At 70.2% G+C, this 20,846-nt stretch carries 18 protein-coding genes; 4 read left to right on the top strand and 14 right to left on the bottom strand.

The window, feature by feature from the left end; translation table 11 throughout:
* Positions 1-26: 26 nt before the first annotated feature.
* The 6 genes from ACIHFB_RS22605 to ACIHFB_RS22580 form a co-directional block, all read right to left on the bottom strand.
* A complete protein-coding gene (locus ACIHFB_RS22605; RefSeq protein WP_365272316.1) occupies positions 27-413 on the bottom strand; it encodes a hypothetical protein in 387 nt (128 codons plus the stop codon).
* A gap of 124 nt (positions 414-537) precedes the next feature.
* Complete coding sequence (locus ACIHFB_RS22600; protein WP_365272313.1) at positions 538-1,578, bottom strand: alpha/beta hydrolase family protein; 1,041 nt, start codon at positions 1,576-1,578, stop codon at positions 538-540.
* Positions 1,571-2,335, bottom strand: a complete 765-nt coding sequence (locus tag ACIHFB_RS22595) for an ABC transporter permease (RefSeq protein ID WP_365272310.1) — start codon at positions 2,333-2,335, stop codon at positions 1,571-1,573. Before ACIHFB_RS22595 ends, ACIHFB_RS22600 begins: the two co-directional genes overlap by 8 nt.
* The gene (locus ACIHFB_RS22590) at positions 2,332-3,261 is read right to left on the bottom strand and encodes an ATP-binding cassette domain-containing protein (RefSeq protein WP_365272307.1); all 930 of its coding nucleotides are present in this window, start codon (positions 3,259-3,261) and stop codon (positions 2,332-2,334) included. Before ACIHFB_RS22590 ends, ACIHFB_RS22595 begins: the two co-directional genes overlap by 4 nt.
* 75 nt (positions 3,262-3,336) lie before the next feature.
* Entirely contained in the window at positions 3,337-4,002 is a 666-nt protein-coding gene (locus tag ACIHFB_RS22585; RefSeq protein ID WP_365272304.1) for a response regulator transcription factor, read from the bottom strand.
* On the bottom strand, positions 3,999-5,177 hold the full coding sequence (locus ACIHFB_RS22580; RefSeq protein ID WP_365272301.1) for a histidine kinase: 1,179 nt from the start codon (positions 5,175-5,177) through the stop codon (positions 3,999-4,001). Before ACIHFB_RS22580 ends, ACIHFB_RS22585 begins: the two co-directional genes overlap by 4 nt.
* A 193-nt stretch (positions 5,178-5,370) precedes the next feature.
* Between ACIHFB_RS22580 and ACIHFB_RS22575 the strand changes: the two genes are divergently transcribed.
* Positions 5,371-6,411 (top strand): LacI family DNA-binding transcriptional regulator, encoded by a 1,041-nt coding sequence (locus ACIHFB_RS22575; protein WP_365272298.1) that lies wholly within the window; start codon positions 5,371-5,373, stop codon positions 6,409-6,411.
* A gap of 169 nt (positions 6,412-6,580) precedes the next feature.
* A complete protein-coding gene (locus ACIHFB_RS22570; protein WP_400127709.1) occupies positions 6,581-8,716 on the top strand; it encodes an RICIN domain-containing protein in 2,136 nt (711 codons plus the stop codon).
* A 104-nt stretch (positions 8,717-8,820) separates the two neighbouring features.
* Here the strand turns inward: ACIHFB_RS22570 and ACIHFB_RS22565 are convergent, their stop codons facing one another.
* From ACIHFB_RS22565 to ACIHFB_RS22550, 4 genes are all read right to left on the bottom strand, one after another.
* Positions 8,821-11,175, bottom strand: coding sequence for a glycoside hydrolase family 3 N-terminal domain-containing protein (locus ACIHFB_RS22565; RefSeq protein WP_400127708.1), 2,355 nt, complete (start codon positions 11,173-11,175; stop codon positions 8,821-8,823).
* An 89-nt stretch (positions 11,176-11,264) separates the two neighbouring features.
* Complete coding sequence (locus ACIHFB_RS22560; protein WP_365272290.1) at positions 11,265-12,188, bottom strand: carbohydrate ABC transporter permease; 924 nt, start codon at positions 12,186-12,188, stop codon at positions 11,265-11,267.
* Positions 12,185-13,036, bottom strand: a complete 852-nt coding sequence (locus ACIHFB_RS22555; protein ID WP_365272287.1) for a sugar ABC transporter permease — start codon at positions 13,034-13,036, stop codon at positions 12,185-12,187. Before ACIHFB_RS22555 ends, ACIHFB_RS22560 begins: the two co-directional genes overlap by 4 nt.
* Before the next feature lie 47 nt (positions 13,037-13,083).
* Positions 13,084-14,424, bottom strand: a complete 1,341-nt coding sequence (locus ACIHFB_RS22550; protein ID WP_365272285.1) for an extracellular solute-binding protein — start codon at positions 14,422-14,424, stop codon at positions 13,084-13,086.
* A 346-nt stretch (positions 14,425-14,770) separates the two neighbouring features.
* Between ACIHFB_RS22550 and ACIHFB_RS22545 the strand changes: the two genes are divergently transcribed.
* Entirely contained in the window at positions 14,771-15,640 is an 870-nt protein-coding gene (locus ACIHFB_RS22545) for an alpha/beta fold hydrolase (RefSeq protein ID WP_400127707.1), read from the top strand.
* A 27-nt stretch (positions 15,641-15,667) separates the two neighbouring features.
* Here ACIHFB_RS22545 and ACIHFB_RS22540 read toward each other — a convergent pair whose 3' ends face one another.
* The 3 genes from ACIHFB_RS22540 to ACIHFB_RS22530 form a co-directional block, all read right to left on the bottom strand.
* Positions 15,668-16,327 (bottom strand): response regulator transcription factor, encoded by a 660-nt coding sequence (locus ACIHFB_RS22540; RefSeq protein WP_365272280.1) that lies wholly within the window; start codon positions 16,325-16,327, stop codon positions 15,668-15,670.
* On the bottom strand, positions 16,324-17,463 hold the full coding sequence (locus tag ACIHFB_RS22535; protein WP_365272277.1) for a histidine kinase: 1,140 nt from the start codon (positions 17,461-17,463) through the stop codon (positions 16,324-16,326). The genes ACIHFB_RS22540 and ACIHFB_RS22535 overlap by 4 nt, the downstream gene beginning before the upstream one ends.
* Positions 17,464-17,614: 151 nt before the next feature.
* On the bottom strand, positions 17,615-18,319 hold the full coding sequence (locus tag ACIHFB_RS22530; RefSeq protein ID WP_400127706.1) for a DUF4232 domain-containing protein: 705 nt from the start codon (positions 18,317-18,319) through the stop codon (positions 17,615-17,617).
* Between the two features lie 315 nt (positions 18,320-18,634).
* On the opposite strand from ACIHFB_RS22530, the gene ACIHFB_RS22525 reads away from it, so the two are divergent.
* Positions 18,635-20,275 carry a GMC oxidoreductase gene (locus tag ACIHFB_RS22525; protein ID WP_400127705.1) on the top strand — a complete coding sequence of 547 codons (1,641 nt, stop codon included), beginning with the start codon at positions 18,635-18,637 and terminating at the stop codon, positions 20,273-20,275.
* A gap of 81 nt (positions 20,276-20,356) precedes the next feature.
* Here the strand turns inward: ACIHFB_RS22525 and ACIHFB_RS22520 are convergent, their stop codons facing one another.
* On the bottom strand, positions 20,357-20,845 hold the full coding sequence (locus ACIHFB_RS22520) for a carboxymuconolactone decarboxylase family protein (protein WP_400127704.1): 489 nt from the start codon (positions 20,843-20,845) through the stop codon (positions 20,357-20,359).
* Position 20,846 lies beyond the last annotated feature (1 nt).

Below are 20,846 nucleotides of genomic sequence, written 5' to 3'. Positions count from 1 at the left end.
CCCTGCCGGGCGGCAGGAGAACCGGCTCAACCTCTGGTCCCGCGAAGACCGCCGCCTTCGGCCCTGCACAGCATCTGGGCCAACAGCAGGGCGCCTCCGGTCGCTGCCCCCACCGCTCCCGCGGCCAGGAAGCCACGGGACGAACGCCAGGACAGCACCGACCACCGCGACTGCGCGGAGAGCAGCGACCCCGTACTCAGCCATGACCCGGCTGAGATCAGCGACAGCGAGGACCCGATCGAGCCGACCGAGAGGGCACTTCCGATCGATCCGACCGACAAGGCCGAACCGACGGACCCCACGGACAGCACCGATCCCACCGAGCCGATCGACAACACGGAGTCCTGAGACCACAACGACAGGACCGAACCAGAGGGGCCACGACGGGCCGACCGTGCGGGCAGCTTTGTCATGAGGCCATCTTGCCCGCCGACCGCTCCGTCTCGGGGGTTGTGGACGGATGACACGGTTCCCGGGCGAGGCCCCTCCGGCATCCGGCCCTCTGCGCCGCGGGAAAGATCACCCGACCGTCCGTATCTACTCCTCGGGCGCCACGCGCCCGCCGCTCCCGAGGCCCCGCAGCAACATCGGCAGTGTGCGGTCGAGCTCCTCCCTCCAGTACGCGGGTGAGTGGGTGCCCGGGTAGAAGTGCGTGGTCACCCGGACGCCCGTCTGCTTCAGGCGGGTGGCGAGGGTCTGGGACTCCTCGTTCATGACGGCCTCGGTCGGTGAGTACACGTCGGCGGGGAAGGGACGGGTCGGATCCTCCAGACCCGGGATGTGCGGGTCCGGCTCGGTGCCGGGAGGGTCGAGGGCGCCTAGCCTGCCATCGCCGGACGACAGGTGGACGCGGGTGCCGCGTAGGCTTTCGGCCTGGTAATAGGGGTCGTGCGCCTGCCAGTTGGTGCGGTGGGTGACCGGATCGCCCCAGATCGCCCGCCAGTCGAGGCCGAGGTAGGCGGTTCCGGCGCGCACGGCCCGCGGATGCTGAAGCGGGTGCACGAACCCGCTGTAGCTCGCCACGGCAGGGAAGAGCCCGGGATGGCGTGCGGCATAGGAGACGGCGCCGAATCCGCCCTGCGACTCCCCCGCGGCCGCACGACGATCTCCTGCGCCGTAGTCACGCTCCAGCAGCGGAAGCACCTCGCGCAGGTGGAAGCCCTCCACGGCGGGTGGGCCGCCCCGCCCCTGGTTGAACCAGTCGGTGTAGAAGCCGAACAGCGGCATCTCGGGCATGACGACGAGGGTGTCCCGGAGTTCGGGCTTCTGCTGGACCTTGTACTCCTCGGTCCAGGTCCTGTGGTTTCCGTCGCCGCCTGCGAACAGGTACAGCACCGGCCAGCGGTCGTGCGGCCCGCGCCGCTGCCAGCCCTCCGGGGTCAGCAGCCGCACCTGGGCGTCGCGGCCCAGTGCGGGCGAGCGGACGGTGAGGTCGACGATCCGCTCGCTCGCCCGGTGTTCGCGCACGACCCGGGCGGCGTCGCGGGCGTACGCACCGGGTAACGCCGGGACGAGCAGGGCCGCCGTACTCGCCAGGGCGAGCAGCACCAGCGCCAGGTTCCTCCAGCGGTCAGGCATCACGCCTCCTGAACACGCCCACCGCCACGAGCAGCGCGACAGCCGTGCAGACGGCGACCAGCAGCAGTGAGGGCCAGGCGCCCAGGCTGCCTACGGTCTCCGGGCTCGCGTCGGAGGTCTGGGTCAGCTTCTGGAGCGCGGCAGTCGGGGTGGCTCCGGCGATCCAGCGTTCCAGGTCACCGAAGAGCGGACCGAACAGCGACGGCAGCAGCAGCACACCGGTCACCGCGGTGACCGCGCCGGCCGCATGCCGCAGCAGCGCGCCGATCGCCAGCCCGAGCACGCCGACGATGGAGAAGAGAGCGGCGATGCCGAACAGCGCGGGCAGGGCCTCCCCTTGGGCGTACGTGTCGTCCAGGATCGCGTCGCCGAGGACGTACGCCACCGTGCAGGCGGCGAGCCCGACGCCGTACAACAGGCCCGTCAGCAGTGCGGCCTTCGCCAGCAGGACCCGGCCGCGCCGCGGGACGGCGGTGAGGGTCGACCCGATGGTGCCGCTGGAGTACTCGCCGCACACGGTCAGCGCCCCGACCACTCCCGCGATCATCAGTGAGGGCACGGTCGTGGTGAGGCTGCCGCCGAGCACCGTGTCGTCCGGTTGCAGGCTGCCGGTCAGGCCCACGAAGACCGCGCCCACCACGGTCACCAGGGCGACGGCGGCCGTCGTCCACACCGTGGAGCGCAGGCTCGCGAACTTCGTCCATTCGAAGGCCAGTCCCTCCCGGAAGCCTGGCGGCCCGCCTACCGCCGTACTCATCGGACCAGCTCCTTCGTCTCCCTGCCCCGGTACTCCTCCGAGGTCCGTGTCATCGCCGTGTAGACCTCCTCCAACGAGGAGAAGACCGGGGTGAGTTGGTGCACGGCGACCCCGTTCTCGCGGGCCAGCTCGCCGATGTCGGCCGCGGGCAGTCCGGTCACCCGCCAGCCGCCGCGCGCGTCCAGCCGTACGTCCGCCCCGCGTGCCGCCAACACGGCGCGCATCCGTCCGGCCTCCGGGTCGGGGATGCGCAGCAGGGTGGCGCCCTGCGAGTTGGTCTCGATGAAGTCCCGCATGTCGGTGTCGGCCAGCAGCCGTCCCCGCCCGATGACGATCAGCCGGTCGGCGGTCAGCTCCATCTCGCTCATCAGGTGGCTGGACAGGAACACGGTCCTGCCTTCCGCGGCAAGGGACCCGAGCAGATCCCGGATCCAGCGGATGCCCTCGGTGTCCAGCCCGTTGACCGGCTCGTCGAGGATCAGAACACCGGGATCGCCGAGCAACGCGGCCGCGATGCCCAGCCGTTGCCCCATGCCGAGGGACAGTCTCTTCGCCCGCTGGTCAGCGGCCTGTTCCAGGCCGACCATGCCCAGCACCTCGTCCACCCGCGGGGCCGGGACGGCGTTGGACCGGGCCAGCCCCAGCAGGTGCCGACGGACCGTTCGGCCGCCGTGCACGGACCCCGCGTCGAGCAGCGAGCCGACTTCCCGCAGGGGCGCGTCCAGCCGGTCGTACCGTCGGCCGTTCACGGTGACGGCCCCGGTGGTCGGTGCGTCGAGGCCGAGGGCCATGCGCATGGTGGTCGACTTGCCCGCACCGTTCGGACCGAGGAAGCCGGTGACCAGGCCCGGGCGGACGGTGAAGGACAGGTCGTCGACGGCGGTCCGGTCGCCGTACTTCTTGGTGAGTTCGCGTGCTTCGATCATGTCGTCGACGCTACGGAGCGGGGGCACCACGGACATCTGCCGTCGGGAGTCGGCCACTACTCCCGGCGGAGTAGGTCAGCCCTCCCCGGCCCGCACCAGGCCGGTCTCGTACGCGAGCACCACCAGCTGTGCCCTGTCCCGCGCCCCGAGCTTGGTCATGGCCCGGCTGACGTGCGTCTTCGCGGTCAACGGCGACATGATCAGCCGGTTGCCGATCTCGTCGTTCGACAGGCCCCGGCCGACCAGTGCGAGCACCTCACGCTCCCGGTCGGTCAGCGGCGCCAACCGCTGCCGCGCCTGCGTCTCGGGGGTCCTCAGCCGGGCGAACTCCTCGATCACCCGGCGGGTGACGGCGGGCGCGAGCAGGCTCTGCCCCGCCGCGACCGTGCGGATCGCGGCACGCAGGTCGTCCGGCTCGATGTCCTTCAGCAGAAAACCGGCGGCCCCAGCGCGCAACGCCTCGAAGACGTACTCGTCCGCCTCGTACGTGGTCAGAACCAGTACCCGTACGGCGTCCAGAGCACGGTCGGCGACGATGCGGCGGGTGGCCTCCAGTCCGTCGGCCCGGGGCATGCGGATGTCCATCAGCACCACGTCCGGCCTGGTCGTCCGGGTCAGTTCCACGGCCTGGAGCCCGTCGGCGGCCTCGGCGACCACGGCGAGGTCGTCGGTCAGGTCGAGCAGCGCACGGAAGCCCGCACGCACCACCGTCTGGTCGTCGGCCAGCACCACCCTGATCACACCGCACCCCCGTCCGTGGGCAGGGAGGCACACACCCGCCAGCCACCGCCCGCGGCCCGCCCGGCCCCGAAGGTGCCGCCCACGGCGAGGGCCCGCTCGCGCATGCCGATCAGCCCGAAGCCGCCTTCCCCGATCTCCGCTTCGACGGTCCCGTCATCAATGACCTCCACGGTCACGCAGTCCCCCTCCGCGCCCACCGACACCGCCACATGCCGGGCGTCCGCGTGCTTCATCACGTTCGTCAGCGCCTCCTGGACGATGCGGTACACCGCCAGCTCCACCGACTGCGGCACCTCCCGGCCGCCCGTGTCCACGCGCAGGGTGACCCGCAGTCCCGTCGTCCGCACCCGCTCGGCCAGATCGGGCAACTCACCCAGCCGGGGCGCCGGTTCGATGCCCGCCTCACCCTGCCCCTGCCGCAGCACGCCGACGGTCGTGCGCAGTTCCCGCACGGCTTCCTTGCCCGACATCCGCACCTGCCGCATCGCCTCCCGCGCCACCTGCGGTTTCGCGTCCAGCGCGTCGAGCGCGAGCCCGGCCTGCACGGTCATGGCGGAGACGGTGTGCGCCACGACATCGTGCAGTTCGCGTGCGATGCGCACGCGCTCCTGCTCCACCCGGCGCAGCGCGTCCCGCTCCCGGTCGGCCTCGGCGCGCTCGGCCCGTGCCGCGTACTCCGCCATCAACTCCCTGCGCCCGCGGACCACTTCACCCAGCAGCAGCGGTACGAGCGGCCACAGCATCTCCAGCAGAGGGGCGCCCTGCGGCTGCGCCACGTCGATGCCGGCGATCAGGGAGACGATCCCGGAGGCGAGTGCGGCGATCACGGCCGTACGGACGGTCCGGCGTCGCTCACCCTGCACGGCGACCGCGTACAGGGCCACCATCACCGGCAGGTTCAGCAGTTCCCCGATGTGTCCGTACAGCGCCCAGCCCGCGTCCGCCGCCCCGGTGACCGCCGCGACCGCCACCGGCCACCGGCTGCGCACCAGCAGCGCGGCGATCGACACGGCGAACAGCAGCCAGGTCAGCCAGTCCGCCTGCCGGTACGGGGGGACGTTGACCGCCAGGTCCGAGCCCGCGAACAGCGCGACGACCGCGGCGATCGCGACATCCGCGAGCGGCGGCGGCAATGGCCAGGGGATGCGCCCGAACCGGATATCAGAGGAGGTCACGAACCTCACGATATGAGCCGGGCGCGGCACGCGTGTACGACGACGGGAGTAGGGACGTCGGAGCGGCGTCACAGAACAGTGCGCAGCGGTCTTGCCCGCTCATGGCCGCCCCCGTTACCTTGCGGCGGAGTTTCCGGCCAGGTACGCGGTGCGGTCCGGCGTATCAGTGTTCGGCGTACGGAACGGACATCGGGTGACAGGTCGCAACAAGGACCGGCAGGAAGCGCAGCACGGGCTGCTCACGAGCATCGCCGCCGAGGCGGGGGTCTCGCTCAGCACCGTGTCCAAGGTGGTGCACCGGCGCCGGGACGTGGGCACGGCGACCAGGGACCGCGTCGAGGAACTGCTGACACGGCACGGGTACGTCCGCCCGTGGGAGCCGGGCCCTTCGACACCGCGGCAGATCGTCGTCGTCTTCCGTGACCTGTCCGGCCCGTACACCCTGGAGGTCGCCCGGGGAATCGTGGACGCGGCCGGAGAGTTCGGGCTCGACGTGGTCACCGGGACGACGAGCCGGCGGTCGATCTCCGGTTGGCTGGAGGAGTGTGTGTCGCTCGGCGCTGCGGGGATCGTGATCGTGATCTCCATGCTGGCCGAGGAGGACCAGCGGCGGATCGTCGAGCAGGGACTGCCGGTGGTGCTGATCGACCCGCTGAGCGCACCGTCGGAGGGCATTCCCAGCATCGGGGTGACGAACTGGAGCGGTGCCCGGGAGGCGGTTCAGCACCTGCTGGCCCTCGGCCACACCCGGATCGGCATGGTCGCGGGCCGCTCGCACTCCCTGGCTGGGGCGGCGCGCGTGCACGGGTACCGGGCCGCGTTGGAGGAGGCCGGTGTCGGCTACGACCCGGCGATCGTCCGCTCGACCGACTTCGACTACACCGAGGCGCTCGTCGCGAGCCGGCAGATCCTGCGGGCCGGCGATCCGCCCACGGCCGTCTTCGCGGCCAGCGACGCGCAGGCGCTCGGCGTGCTGGAGGCCGCCCGGCAACTCGGTCTCTCCGTACCCGACGACCTGTCGGTCATGTCCTTCGACGACACGCTCGTGGCGGCCATGGCCTGTCCGCCGCTCAGCGCGGTCCGCCAGCCCTTCGAGGAGCTGGGGCGCGAGGCGACCCGGGTGCTGATGGACCTCGCCGAGGGCCGGCCGCCCGCGGCGCCGCGCATCGAGCTGGCCACGGAACTCGTCCTGCGGACCTCGACGTCCCTGCGCGGTCGCGTCAATACCCCGTAGCCCGTAACTCCGCGAAATCCTTTCGCAACGTGCCGGTGACAGCGCGATGTCGCCTGCGAATACTGGCCTCCTGCCCCGCGCCTCCTTGGTAAAGGAACGCCCGTTGAAAGGAACGCCGTTGAAAAGATCCTGGGCGCGAAAGGCTTTCGCTTCGGCGACGGCCCTCGGAATGGGCGTGGCATTCGCCATCGCCTCCGCGACGAGCGCGTCGGCGTATCAGCCGACCCCGGCGAATCTGTATACGGCGGAAAACCCCGCCGCCTGCAACAAGAATCCCTGCGTGCTCTACCCGAAGTCCGCCCAGCTGCCGAGCGGGCGGATCGTGGCGACGTTCGAGAACAGCCAGGCCGCTCCGGTGGGGCAGACGCTGCCCATCCACAAGAGCGACGACGCCGGCACGACATGGTCGAAGCTGGCCGACGTCAAGGCCCCCGCCTATCTGTCCGGCGACCCCGCGTACGCGAAGTACACGAGCAACTGGACCAACCCGTATCTCTATGTGCTCCCGCAGAACGTCGGAAGTCTGAGCGCCGGCACCCTGCTGCTCGCGAGCATCGTCTCGGGCGACGACCTCTACTACAAGGAACAGAAGGCCGCCAATCCCAACTGGACGCCCAGCGGTGACGGCGACCGCAGGGACGTGGCGCTCGCGCTGTACGCCAGCACGGATGACGGCGCGTCCTGGAGCTTCAAGAACATCATCGCGGCCGGCGGCTGGCAGGGCGGCAGCGCGGGCAACGTCGGCCGGGTCTCGGCGGCCAACACCCACGCCCAGGTCGATCCCATCTGGGAGCCGCACCTGCTCGCCCACAACGGCAGGCTCATCGCCTACTACTCCGACGAGAGTGACTTCACCGGCTACAACACCGGTACCGGCGCCCCGACCCTCGACCCGGCCAACGACACCGCGACCGACTCCGGCGGCCAGGTCCTCCTCCACCGCACCTGGGACGGCAGCAGCTCCTGGAGCGCCCCGGTCGTCGACGTCCCGGGCGCCACGGTGAGCATGGGCGGCGGAAAGACGGAGATCGGCGGCGGCCGTCCGGGCATGACGACCATCGCCCCGACGACCGACGGCAAGTGGCTTCTGACGTACGAGTACTGGGGCGGCGGTACGAACGTCCGCTACCGGATGTCCGACGACCCGACGAAGTTCTTCTCGGCCACGGACGCCGCGATCACCTCACTGCCCGTGCCCTCCGGCGGCGCCACCCTGTCCACTGGCGGCAGCCCGGTCCTGCTCCCGATGCCGGACGGGCGGATCGTCTACAACGCCTCCGGCAGCGGCGACGTCTGGGTGAACGAGTCCGGGCTGAGCACCGGCACCTGGAAGCAGTACAGGACGACGATGCCCAGCGGGTACAGCCGCATGCTCCAGCACGTCGACGGCACGGGACGCGTCCTCATCCTCCAGGCGGCCTGGAGCGGCGGCAGCACCGGCCCCGTGAAGTACGCCGAGGTCGACCTCGGCCGCTCCGACGGCGCCTACTACCGCCTCGTCAACCGGCTGACCGGCCAGGTCCTCAGCACCGCGTCGGGGAAGACGCAGGACGCGAGCTACACCGGCAACACCCCCGACCTCGTCCTGGGCGCGGCCAACGCCACCGCCGACACCCAGCGCTGGCACCTCACGCCCAAGGGCGGCAACGTGACCCTGCTCAACAAGGCCGGTGGCCGCTCGGTCGCCATCTGGACCGGCACCGCGACGGCCGGGCAGAAGCTGGCCCAGTGGGTCGACGACGGAGCCACCGACAAGCAGTGGACCCAGGTCGCGTCGTCGACCAGCGGCTACTACAAGCTCCGCTCGGTCCTCAACACCGGCCTCTACATGACCGGTTCGACGGCGGGCGGCTCCGTCACCGTGGCGGCGTCGGCCAACGACGGCTCACAGGACTGGCAGCTCGTCCAGGACCCGCTCCCCACCGCCTCGACGTTCACCCTGAAGGGCACCCACTCCGGCCGCTGCCTCGACGTCCCGAACGGCCAGACGGGCGTCCAGGTCCAGATCTACGACTGCTCGGGCAACGCCAACCAGACGATCACCCGGACCACGGCGGGCGAACTCCGCGTCTCCGGCTCCTGCCTGGCCGCGAACGGCGACGGCACGACCGCGGGCACGACGCTCATCCTCTGGGCCTGCAACGGAAAGTCCAGCCAGAAGTGGTCCTTCCGCGTGGACGGCACCATCGCCAACCGCTCCAACGGGCTGGCCATCGATGTGACCAACTGGGGGACGGGCAACGGTTCGAAGGTTCAGCTGTGGACCGGGTTGGGAAACGCGACCCAGCAGTGGAGTCGGAGCTAGGCGCTCCGCGGGGGGCTGTGTGTCGGCTGCGGGTGCGTTGTGGCTGGTCGCGCCCACGCGGCGGAGCCGCATATCAGACACAGCCCCGCGCCCCTGTGTACCCGTCAGTCCTGCTCGACAGTCACCGGCACCCCGTGATGCCGTAGCACCGTCGCGTCCCGCTCCTCCCCCACCAGCCGGATCGTGGCCCCCACCGGAGTGTCCAGGCTGGAGGAGCCCGCCTCCAGCAGGATCTCGCCCGGTTCTACGATGCGGCGGCCGGCCAGGCCGGTGAAGGCCAGGCGGTCGGTGTGGACGTGGAAGCCGACCGTGGCCCGCTCGCCGGGGGCGAGTGCCACCTTGGCGAAGCCGAGCAGGGCGCGCACGGGCCGTGTGACCTGGGCGACCGGGTCGACGGCGTACAGCTGGACGGTCTCGGCGCCGGCCACCGTCCCTGTGTTCCGCACCCGCACGCGGACCGTGAACTCCCCGTCCGTGCCCACCTGTTCCCGGTCCACGGTCAGCCGGTCGACCTCGAACGTCGTGTAGGACAGCCCGTGCCCGAAGGGGAACGCGGGGGTCGGGTCGAGGTTGGAGAGGAAGCTCTGCCGGTCACCGAGCGGCGGGTGCAGATAGGTGTAGGGCTGTCCGCCCGGCGAGGCGGGGATCTGCACGGGCAGCTTGCCGCTGAAGTCGGCCCTGCCGGACAGGAGCCCCGCCAGCGCATGGCCGCCCTCCTCGCCCGGCAGGAAGACCTGCACCATGGCCGCGGCGGCGGACGCGAACCGGCCCACGGCGTAGGGCCGGCCGCTGCTGACGATCAGCACGACGGGCTTCCCGGTCGCCAGGACCGCCTCGACCAGCTCCTCCTGGACGCCCGGCAGCCGCAGGTCCTCGACGTCGCAGCCCTCCCCCGAGGTGCCGATGCCGAACATGCCCGCCTTGTCGCCGACGACGAGGACGGTGAGGTCGGCGGCGGTCGAGGCCGCCACCGCGGCCGGGATGCTGGAGCCGTCCTCTTCCCGGATCGGGCAGCCCTGCACGAACTCCCAGTCCACAGACGGGAGTTCCTCGGTCAGTGCGGTCCGCAGGGAGACCGCCTCGACCCCGTTGCCGAGGTCGTCGCGCTCGGCGAGAACGTGGTTGGGGAAGCTGTAGCAGCCGAACATGGTGCGTACGTCGTCGGCGCACGGGCCGATCAGCGCGATCCGGCCGCCGGGCGAGAGTGGCAGGGTGCCGTCGTTGGACAGCAGGACGGCGCTCGACCGGGCCACTGTGAGGGCGAGCGCGCGGTTCGCCGGCTTGTCCAGGTCGAGTTCGCCCGCGAGCAGGGCGGGGGGCCGCGGGTCGAAGTCCCTGTCGAGGAGCCCGAGTTCGGTTTTCTGCCGCAGCACCCGGCGGACCGCCCGGTCGATCAGGTCTTCGTCCACCGCGCCCTGTTCGACGGCGTTCACGAGGGCGTCGCCGTAGCCGCGCTGGTCGGGCAGTTCGACGTCCAGGCCGGCATGCAGGGCGAGGGCCCCGGCGTCGGGCAGGTCGGCGGCCACCCGGTGGGAGTTGACCAGGAAGGGCAGGGACCAGTAGTCGGAGACGACGGTGCCCTCGAAACCCCATTGCTCGCGCAGGACTTCGGTCAGCAGGCGGCGGCTCGCGGCGGGCGCCTCGCCGTCGATCTCGGCGTACGAGTTCATGACCGACCGCACACCCGCGGAGACGAGCCGCTCGAAGGGCGGCAGGATGACGTCGTGGAGTTCGCGCGGGCCGGCGTGCACGGGGGCGTGGTTGCGGCCGCCCATGGAGGCGGAGTATCCGGCGAAGTGCTTGAGGGTGGCGTACACCCCGGCGCTCTGAAGGCCGGTGACGTACGCCTCGCCCATCTCTCCGACCAGGTACGGGTCCTCGCCGTAGGTCTCCTCGCAGCGGCCCCAGCGGTAGTCGCGGATCACGTCGACGACCGGGGCGAGCCCCTGGTGGACGCCCGCCTCGGCCATGTCGGAGCCGATGGCCTCGCCCACCCTGCGGATCAGGGCGGGGTCGAAGGTGGCCGCCATGGCGAGCGAGGTGGGGTAGATGGTGGCGCCGTAGGCGGTGAAGCCGGTGAGGCACTCGTCGTGAGCCATGGCCGGGATGCCGAACCTGCTCTGCGCCACCACCTGTTGTTGGTGCCCGGCAAGGAGGCGGGCGTGCTCCAGGGCGGGCCGGGGCAGGGTGCCGTAGGGCCTGGTGAGCTGGCCCAGACCGTGCCGGGCGGTCTCGTCGAGGTCGCCGACGCGGCCGAAGTGGTTGCTGCCCGGGGCAACTTCGGGACCGTCGGCCTCGATGTCCTCCCAGGTGCTGCTGAGTTGCGCGACCTTCTCCGGCAGGGTGAGCCGGGAGAGCAGCGCTTCGACGCGTTCGGCGACGGACAGGGCGGGGTCGGCCCAGGGGCGGTCGCTCTCCTCCTGGGGGATGCCTCCGTGGTCGGGCATGGTGGTCGTCATTCACGACTCCTCGGTGTTGCGCGGGCACGCCGACGGGGCCGGGCGCATGGCCCGGCCGTGTGACGGTGCGAACTGCCCGGTGGTGGGGGCTACTTGGAGAAACCGGCGGTGAGACCGGCGACGAGCTGACGGCGGGCCAGGATGAACAGGGCCAGCATCGGCAGGGTGGAGAGCACCACGGCGGCCATGGTGGCCGGGACGTTGATGCCGAACTGGCCGCGGAACAGGGTCAGTGCCAGGGGCAGTACGGCCTTGTCGCCGCTCTGGGTGAGGATCAGCGGGAAGAGGAAGCCGTTCCAGACCTGGAGTCCGTCGTAGACGGCGACCGTCATCAGCGCCGGGCGGGCCAGTGGCGCGGCGAGCGACCAGAGCATGCGCCAGTCGCCGGCGCCGTCGACGATCATCGCCTCGAACAGCGAACGGGGCACGTCCCGCAGGAAGCTCACCAGGATCATCACGGTGATCGGCAGCGCGAACGCCGCCGAGGGCAGCACGATCGCGAGCAGGCTGTCGTAGAGATGCATCCGGATGATCAGCAGGTACACAGGGATGATCACGGCCTGCAACGGGATCGCCAGACCCAGCAGGAACAGCCGGAACGACATCCGGGAGAAGCGGCTGCCGGCGTTGCGGACGATCGAGAACGCGGCCATCAACGCGACGGCGACGGCGATGACGACCGTGCCCGCGGTGACGACGACGCTGTTGAGGAGGTAGGTGGTGAAGTCGCCGTCCAGGACGGCCCGGTAGCTGTCCAGCGTCGGATGGCCGGGCAGGGCGAGCGGGCTGTCGGCGGTGAAGTCGGCCTGGCTGCGGAGGCTGGTGACGACGAGCCAGTAGATGGGGACGACGACGATCGCCGTCCAGAGGAGCGCGGCGCCAGTGGTGAGGGTGCGGCGGAGGATCCCCGGTACGGGGTTCCGGCGGACGGGCCCCGGTGTCACCGCCCTCCGGGTGGGGACGGTCTCCCGCCGCCCGGTGGCGGTACGGGTCTTGGTCACGGTGGTGCTCACATGCCCTCCTGCCGGCTGTCCATCCGGGTGAAGCCGGACAGGCGGGTGGTCAGCAGCGACAGGCCGAGGCCGAGGACCACGAGGAGGGTGGCCACCGCGCTGGCCCGGCCCATGTCGTGGGCCTGGAAACCGGTGATGTACATGGAGAGGGGCAGGACGCGGGTGGCGGTGCCGGGGCCGCCGGTGCCGCCGGACAGGACGAAGATCAGGTCGAAGTAGGTCAGCGAGCCGACCAGCATGAGTGTGCTCGACGTGACCAGCGTGTACTTCAGCTGCGGCAGCGTGATGTGCAGGAAGCGGGTCACGGGCCCGGCGCCGTCGAGGGCGGCGGCCTCGTACAGGGCGGTCGGGATCTGCCGTATCCCCGCTTGGTAGAGCAGGGCGTGGAACGGCACGAACTGCCAGGCGATCACGAAGATCACCGTGTACAGGGCGAGTTCGGGCGAGCCGAGCAGCGGCTTGGCGAACCAGTGCATACCGGGGGTGGCGCCGATGCCGAAGGACGGGTCGAGCAGCGCCTGCCAGGTCAGGCCGATCGCCACGGCCGACAGCAGCAGCGGCAGGAAGAACAGCACGGCGAACAGTGCGCGCAGCTTCCCCCTGGGCGCCTGGAACAGGCCGAGCGCCAGGGCTATCGGTGTCTGCACCAGCCAGCTGACCACCATGACCTTGACGGTGAGCCACAGCGACTGCCAGGTGGCGCCGTCGGTCAGGACGGACGTCCAGTTGGTGAGGCCCGCCCAGCTGACGGAGCCCAGGCCGTCCCAGCGGGCGACGCTGAGCGCCGCCACACCGACCAGGGGGACGAGACCGAACAGGCCGAAGAGGATCAGGGCCGGGGCGGCCATGAGGAGGCCGCTGCCTCCTCTCCGGCGCGCAGGGGTGGCGGTGATCGTCACGACCCCGCCTTGCTCATGTTCGTCCCGAAGTCCGCGGGCGGGATCTGGCCCAGGAACGACTTGTCGGTGTTGGTCAGCAGCGGGTCCGCCTGGTCGGACGGCAGTGCCTGGTCCCAGGAGAGCTGGAAGCTCGGCGACTTCTCCACCAGGTCGTAGACGAAGGTCAGCCACGCCTTGTCGGACGACGACTTCACCGCCGCCAGCTTCGACTCCAGGCCCTTGACCGGCGGCACGCTGCCGGCGGCGAGATAGGCGTCGATCTGGGAGGCGTTCAGGACGTAGTCCTTGAAGTAGGTGAGGGCCGCGGACCTGTGCTTGGTCGAGGCGTTCAGCGACAGGAAGTTCGAGGGGTTGCCGACGATGCCGTCCGGGTCGCCGGCGCCGCCGGACAGCGACGGGAAGGCGGTGTAGCCGAGGTCCTTCTCCAGGAAGTCGGGGTCGGCCTTGGCGATGTTGGCGTACTCCCAGGTGCCCATGACCTCCATCGCCGCCTTGCCCGTGTAGAGCAGGGCCGTGGAGGCGCCCTGGTCGTAGTTGACGGAGGAGGCGTTGTCCCCGAAGGCCCCGGCCTTGGCCAGGTCCTGGAGGTACTGGTTGGCCTTGGTGACCGACGGGTCCTTCCACGCCGATGTGTCACCGGAGGCGATCTTCGAGAACACCTCGGCGCCGCCCTGCCGATCGAGCAGGTACTCCAGGTACATCAGGGTCGGCCACTTGGAGTTCGCCGCGAGGGAGAGCGGCGTGACGCCCTCGCCCTTCAGCTTCTTCACGGCGGCCAGCAGGTCGGTGTACGTCTTCGGCGGCTCGACGCCCGCGTCGGACAGCACCTTCTTGTTGTAGTAGAGGACGACCGGAGCGAGGCCGTTGGCGGGCACGCCGTAGACCTTGCCGTCGAAGGTGGCGCTCTGCATCACGCTCGGGGTGAACCGGTCCGTGTTCGCGTCGGCCGCCGTCAGATCGTCGACCTTGCCGGCCTTGACGTAGTCGTCGAGGGCACCGCCGCCCCAGCTGAAGAAGATGTCCGGGGCCTGGTTCGCACCGAAGGCGACGCGCAGCTTCTGCTTGTAGTCGTCGTTCGCGAACAGCCGCAGGGTGATCTGCTCGTCGGGGTGGTCCTTGTTGTAGGCGTCGACGGACTCCTTGAGGATCGTCTGGTCGTTCAGCGCCCACATCGTGAGGCCCTTCGCGGACGTACCCCCGGACGATCCGGACGGTCCCGAAGTCCCGCACGCGGCAAGGCCCATGGCCGCCGTCAGGGTGATGGCGGACGCGACGACGCGTCGAACTCTCGGACTGCCGAGATTTCCGCGAGTTCCGTCCACCGGGATTCTCCGCATGGTCTGCCCCTCTTCTTTCCACATGCCGTCGGTGGCCAGGCAGATCGGAGACCCGTACGAAAGGCTTTCGGATGCCTCGCTTCCGACGGCCTGCCTGCTGGCCGGGACACTGACACGGAATTCACGGGCGGGACAAGGACGGGAAATGCCCCGGTTACGAAATACTTTCGCCGGTCCGGCTCCCCCGTGCGAGCTACGCGCAGGTGTCCACTCCGGGGTGACGCTTCCGTGCCGTCTGATCCGTAGCTTTTGATTCGGCCGCGGCGCTCCGGCCGTGGACCCGGAATCCATCCCTTCGGTACGGATTCCCCTCTTTCCTCGTGCACTTCTCTTACCGGGAGCAATCATGATCAATGGCAGGCTGCCCGCTGCCGTCGTCACACTGGCCTGCGCCGTCTCCGGCCTGGGGCTCGTCGGCTGCGAGGAATCGACGAAGGCCGACGCGGACTTGCTCACCGGCACCAAGAAGATCGCGGTCGACGGCCGGTCGGTGAACGTGTCCTGTTCCGGCGACGCGGCGGACGGCACGCCGGTCGTCGTCCTCGTGGCCGGGGGCGGCGACGGGCTGGAGAAGATGGCCGGGATACAGGCGACTCTGAGCAAGAAGAACCGGGTCTGTTCCTACGACCGGCTCGGCGAAGGCGCCAGCGATCAGCCCGATGGGCCCCAGACGTTGAAGAGCACCGGAGAGGTGCTGACCGCGGTGATCGAACGTGCCGCCGGGGACGGTCCGGTCGTCCTGGCCGGGCATTCGCTGGGCGGGCTGATCGCCGCCCGGTACGCCCCCGACCACCAGGACAAGGTCAAGGGGCTGGTCCTGATGGACGCCACCTCGCCGACGCAGAGCGCCGATCTCAACAAGGGGATCCCCCGGTCCGCCACCGGCCCGGCGGTCGAACTGCGGGAGCAGACCCTCGCGATCCTGAAGGGCGGGAAGCCGGAGCTGCTCATGGTTCCGGACGGGAAGGTCCGTTCCGCCGGGGACATCCCGGTGGAGGTGATCCAACACGGGCAGCAGTACCTCGCGCAGGTGCCCGACTACGGGCCGGGCCTGGAGCGGGCGTGGACCGAGGGCCAGCGCCAGTGGCTCGCGGTCTCCAGCCGCAGCCGGCTGAGCACCGCCCAGAAGAGCGGGCACTACATCTACGTCGATCAGCCCGAGGTCGCCGTCCGGGCGATCGAGCGCGTCACCTCGCAGGCGGCGGACAAGCAGTAGGCCCCTCACGGGAGTTCGTGTGGCGGGTCAGGTCACCAGGCCGTGGCGGTAGGCGTAGACGACGGCCTGGACGCGGTCGCGGAGATCGAGTTTGGCGAGGATGCGGGAGACGAAGGTCTTGACGGTCTCATGGCTGATCACCAGGGCCGCGGCGATCTCGCTGTTGGACAGGCCCTCCGCGATCAGGTGCAGGACCTCCCGCTCGCGCGGGGTCAGCGGAACGTCGCGCGGGGTGCTCTCGGCGGGCCGGATGCGGGCGGCGTACTTGCCCACGAGCTGCCGGGTCACTTCGGGGTCCAGCAGGGCCGCGCCCGCGCCCACGGTGCGGATGCCGTGGAGCAGTTGGGCCGGCGGTGCGTCCTTGAGCAGAAACCCGCTCGCTCCCGCGCGCAGCGCCTCGTAGACGTACTCGTCCAGGTTGAACGTGGTCACCACGAGCACCTTGGCCGGATGCGGCACCCCGGCGCCGGCCAGTCGGCGGGTGGCCTCGATGCCGTCCAGCACGGGCATGCGTACGTCCATCACCACGACGTCCGGGTGGACTCGGGCGGCGAGTTCGACAGCGGCCCGTCCGTCCCCGCACTCGCCCGCCACCTCCAGGTCGGGCTGGGCGTCGATGATCGTCACCAGTCCGGTGCGGATCAGCACCTGATCGTCGCAGACGAGGACCCTCAGCGGCTCGCTCACGCCGGGCTCCCGGCAGGTATCCGGGCCCGGACGACGAAGCCGCCGTCCGTCAGCGCACCCGCGCTGAAGTCGCCGCCCAGCACGTCGACCCGTTCGTGCAGACCGGCCAGGCCCCGTCCGCTCCCGCCCGGGGACGCGGTCCGGGAGCCGGAGCCGTCCGTGCTGACCTCCACGGTGATCTCCCTTGCGCCGTGCTGCACTTGCACCGAGGTCCGGCTGCCGTGAGCGTACTTGAGGGCGTTCGTCAGGGCTTCCTGCACGACCCGGTAGGCCACCAGGCCGGCACTGCCGGTCGACATCTCCGGGGTGCCCTCCTCCGTGAACTCCACCGGCTGCCCGGCCCGGCGGGTCTGCTCAACGAGCGTGCGCAGCCCGCCGGCCGTCGGCGTCCCGGCCTCGACACCGTGGTCGGGGTTGAGCAGATCCAGCAGGTGCCGCAGGTCGGTGATGGCCTCCCGTCCGGTGTCGGTCACCGCGGTCAGCGCCTGATCGAGGCGGTCGGGCGCGGCCGTCAGATAACGCGCCGCCTCGGCCTGTACGACCATCGCGGTCACGTGGTGGGTCACCACGTCGTGCAACTCGCGGGCGATCCGGGTGCGTTCGGCGGCGCGGGTGTCCTCGGCGACCCGGCGGCGGCGCTCGGCCTCCAGAGCGCGGGTGTAGCGCAGCCAGGCGCCCATGCCCCATGGGAGGGCCAGCGCCAGGTAGTACAGCACGAACTCGGCCGGCGACTCGGCGCCCGAACCGAGCCGGTGGAGCGCGACCGCCAGCGGCACGTACGCCACGGAGAGGACCAGCACGGTGGCGCGCCGGTGCCGCTCCAGATGAGCCCCTGCGCTCATCAGCGCGACGGCCACCGCGGTGCCGGCGAACGAGTGGTAGCCGCGGAGCTGGTCGGCGGCGAAGCCGAGCGACACCAGCGTGAGACAGACGGCGGGCCACCGCCGGCGCACGGCGAGCGGGAGGCACTGGAGCGCGACGGCCAGAACGGCCAGCGCGTCGAAAGGGCGGGCCGGCACGCCGCCCAGGTCCGTCCCGTGATTCTCGAACGACGGGATGAGCGCCCCGACGAAGATCAGCAGCCCCAGCGGCAGATCCCGGACCGTGACGTCCAACCGCTGCCAGGCCGGCCTCATCGCGACTCCTCCCCTACGGCAGCGGCCGGGGCGCCGCGACCGACCGGAAGGGGCGGTCGGCTCGGGTGACCGGACGGTTCCCGGCGTGCGCGCTCGCCCTGTGCGCCGAACATGATAGAGGAGACCGCCGGCACGCCGGGCTCGGTGCACCTCAGTTCGCGAAGGGAACGGCATCGGCGGCGGAGGTGTGCCAGCTGGTGACGATCGGCTTGTCGACGAGGAACGAACCGACGTTCAGGGACACCGGGTTCGGGTCGGCGTCGGAGACGGAGACGATGAGGCTGTCCAGCTCCTTGCCGCCGTTCTCCTTGGTGGTCTTGGGGTTCACACCGGCGTAGGCGGTGACTGAGTCGTGCAGCGTGATGTCCTGGCCCGCGGACTGCTCCGAGGGCTCGGCGGCCGTGCCGTCCGATCCGAAGGCCACGACCGGCAGCGCGGCGGGCAGGACGCAGGTGATGCCGGACTTGGCCTTGGCCTTGATCAGGTAGTAGCCGCCCGCCTGGGTCTCGGAACTCACGCTCCAGGAGATGTCGTTGGTGCCGCAGGTCTGTCCGTAGCCGCTCTTGTCCCCGGCCGTGTCGCCGGTGTCCGTACCGGACTTGTCCGACGAGTCGCTTCCCGCGGCCCCGCCGCCTGAGGACTTCGGCGTACCGGAGGACGTCGACGTGCCGGAACCGGTGCTTGCGATGTTCTTGTCGCCACCTTCGCCCCCGCTGGGCGCCGTCGTGCTCGCCTGGGCGGTCGCCCCCGAGGAGTCCGACGCCGACGACTTGTCACCGCCCCCGCACGCGGTCATCAGCAGGCCCGCGCCGAACACGGCGGTGACGGAGAGGGCGGTGCGCAGACGACGGTTCATGGGGGATTCCCCTTCCAAGGTGACGGTTGCGGGGCACCGGTTGATCGGTACCGCGCGTTGACGATCACCAAGACGACCGCTCATGACCGCGGGTTCATGCCGTCTCACGTCCAAGACGCTGCCGTCACGCGCCTGTGACACAGCGGGATCTGATTCACCGGTTTGAATTGTTGCCGAAGGGGGCGGTGGGTCAATCGTGGATTCCTGATGCCGAAAACCCGGAAGTAACGCTCATGTTACCCGTAGGTTTCTCATGACTTATTTCACGCTCCTTAGTAGAACTCGTTCCGATTGGAAAACAGGAAGGAGATCTACATGGACGCCAAACCCGACCGTATGCTGCAAGGGAGAAGTCTGTCCCGACGTCGATTCATTGGAGGAACTAGTTCTATTCTTGGCGCCTCGGCTCTGGGCGCATTCGACATCCCGGGCGCCTCCGCGCTCCCCCGTGAGGCCGCCCTGATCGAACCCGGCGCACAGGTCGCCGCACTCGTGATAGGCAGCGGATACGGGGGTTCCGTCACCGCACTGCGGCTCGCGCAGGCCGGCGTGGACGTGCACATGGTGGAGATGGGCATGGCCTGGGACACCCCGGGAACGGACGGCAAGGTCTTCGCCAACACCACCACGCCCGACCACCGGTCGTTCTGGCTCCGCACCCGGACCAAACAGCCGCTGAGCAACTTCCTCGGCTTCCCGCTCGACAAGGACGTACCGCGGTACACGGGCATCCTGGACGCCGAGGAGATGGGCGGCATCGTGGTGTACCAGGGGCGGGGCGTCGGGGGCGGCTCCCTGGTCAACGGCGGTATGGCGGTGACACCGCAGCGCTCCCGTTTCTCCGGAGTGCTTCCGTCGGTCGACGCCGACGAGATGTACGACGTGTACTACCCGCGGGCCAACAGCACCCTCGGCGTCAGCACGATCGACCCGGCCTGGTTCGAGACGACGGAGTGCTATCAGTACGCGCGCGTCGGCCGCAAACACGCGGGACGGTCCGGCTTCCCCTTCCTGTTCGTGCCCAACGTCTACGACTGGGACTACATGAAACGGGAGGCAACGGGAGCGGCGACCAGATCGGCCCTGGCCGGCGAGATCCTCTACGGCAACAACCACGGCAAGAAGTCCTTGCCGAAGACCTACCTCGCGCAGGCCCGCGCGACCGGCCGGGTCACCATCTCACCGCTGCACAGGGTCACTTCGGTGACGCCCGCCACCGGCGGCTACTCCGTGACCATGGAGCAGCTCGACACGAGCGGGGCCGTCACCGCCACCAAGACCGTACTGGCCGGGCGGGTGTTCTTCGCCGCGGGCAGCGTCGGCACCAGCAAGCTGCTGGTCCGGCTGAAGGCGACGGGTGCGCTGCCCGGCCTCAACAACGAGATCGGTACGGGGTGGGGCGAGAACGGCAACGTCATGTGCGGCCGGGCCAACCACCTGTGGGACCCGACCGGTGCGCTCCAGTCGTCCATCCCGACGGCGGGCATCGACAACTGGACCGCGGGCGGCGCGTTCGCCGAGGTGGCGCCGCTGCCGACCGGCATCGAGACGTGGGCGTCGTTCTATCTGTCGATCACCAACAACCCCCACCGCGGCCGGTTCACCTGGAACGCGGCGGCGGGGAAGGTGGAACTGGACTGGCAGACCGCGTGGAAGCAGCCGTCGATCACCATGGCGAAAACGATCTTCGACAAGATCAACGCCACCGAGGGCACCATCTACCGCACGGACCTCTTCGGCGCCTACAAGATCTGGGGCGACCATCTCACGTACCACCCGCTCGGTGGTGCGGTCCTCGACAAGGCCACTGACAACTACGGCCGCCTGCGCGGCCATTCGGGGCTGTATGTGATGGACGGTGCGCTGATTCCCGGCAACACCACCGTCAATCCCTTCGTGACCATCACCGCGCTCGCCGAGCGCAACATCGAGAAGATCATCGCCGAGGACCTCTGACCGTTCCCGCCTCCCGTGCGGGCGCCGTACGGACACCTGTGGGCCGTGGCCGAAGTGCCCCGGCCCGCAACCCTGAACGCCTCACGAACCCTGGGCCGAGGGCAGCACGCAGACGCTGTCGAGACCCAGCACATGGTTGAGCCGGCCGAACGCCAGCCAGGAGCCGATGCTCATGCTCAACTCCACGATCTCCGCCTGGCTGTAGTGCGCCTTCATCCGGTCCCAGAACTCGTCGTCGAGGTTGTGGTGGTCGACCGCGTAGCGCTCCGCGTACTCGGCGGCGAGCCGGGTCCGTTCGTCGAAGGTGTCCGTCGTACGCCACTGGGTGACCGCGTCGAGGAAGCCCGCCTCGACCTTCTCCCCGTCGCGTTCGGTGCGCCAGTCGAGGCAGAACAGACACCCGTTGATCTGGGCGATGCGCAGCCGGGCGGCCTCGAACTCGCGCAGTCCGAGGGTCGAGTACTCATAGACGGCCAGGGAGAAGTTGCTGGCGGCCTGGCCGATCCTGGGTACCAGGTCGGCCCAGACGTACGGGATGGGCTCGGCGCCCTGGGGAATGTCGACCTGCATG

Source organism: Streptomyces sp. NPDC051963 (genome assembly GCF_044593495.1).
Lineage (GTDB): Bacteria > Actinomycetota > Actinomycetes > Streptomycetales > Streptomycetaceae > Streptomyces.
The sequence above is the reverse complement of the archived record's forward strand: the minus strand, read 5'-3'. Positions and strand labels throughout refer to the sequence as shown.

Bases quoted from the DNA above. Each gene is read 5' to 3' on its own strand.
- ACIHFB_RS22600 (WP_365272313.1), bottom strand. From the start codon at position 1,578: ATGCCTGACCGCTGGAGGAACCTGGCGCTGGTGCTGCTCGCCCTGGCG.
- ACIHFB_RS22590 (WP_365272307.1), bottom strand. From the start codon at position 3,261: ATGATCGAAGCACGCGAACTCACCAAGAAGTACGGCGACCGGACCGCC.
- ACIHFB_RS22530 (WP_400127706.1), bottom strand. From the start codon at position 18,319: ATGAACCGTCGTCTGCGCACCGCCCTCTCCGTCACCGCCGTGTTCGGC.
- ACIHFB_RS22550 (WP_365272285.1), bottom strand. From the start codon at position 14,424: ATGCGGAGAATCCCGGTGGACGGAACTCGCGGAAATCTCGGCAGTCCG.
- ACIHFB_RS22545 (WP_400127707.1), top strand. From the start codon at position 14,771: ATGATCAATGGCAGGCTGCCCGCTGCCGTCGTCACACTGGCCTGCGCC.
- ACIHFB_RS22595 (WP_365272310.1), bottom strand. From the start codon at position 2,335: ATGAGTACGGCGGTAGGCGGGCCGCCAGGCTTCCGGGAGGGACTGGCC.
- ACIHFB_RS22555 (WP_365272287.1), bottom strand. From the start codon at position 13,036: ATGGCCGCCCCGGCCCTGATCCTCTTCGGCCTGTTCGGTCTCGTCCCC.
- ACIHFB_RS22520 (WP_400127704.1), bottom strand. From the start codon at position 20,845: ATGCAGGTCGACATTCCCCAGGGCGCCGAGCCCATCCCGTACGTCTGG.
- ACIHFB_RS22605 (WP_365272316.1), bottom strand. From the start codon at position 413: ATGACAAAGCTGCCCGCACGGTCGGCCCGTCGTGGCCCCTCTGGTTCG.
- ACIHFB_RS22570 (WP_400127709.1), top strand. From the start codon at position 6,581: ATGGGCGTGGCATTCGCCATCGCCTCCGCGACGAGCGCGTCGGCGTAT.
- ACIHFB_RS22525 (WP_400127705.1), top strand. From the start codon at position 18,635: ATGGACGCCAAACCCGACCGTATGCTGCAAGGGAGAAGTCTGTCCCGA.
- ACIHFB_RS22535 (WP_365272277.1), bottom strand. From the start codon at position 17,463: ATGAGGCCGGCCTGGCAGCGGTTGGACGTCACGGTCCGGGATCTGCCG.
- ACIHFB_RS22565 (WP_400127708.1), bottom strand. From the start codon at position 11,175: ATGACGACCACCATGCCCGACCACGGAGGCATCCCCCAGGAGGAGAGC.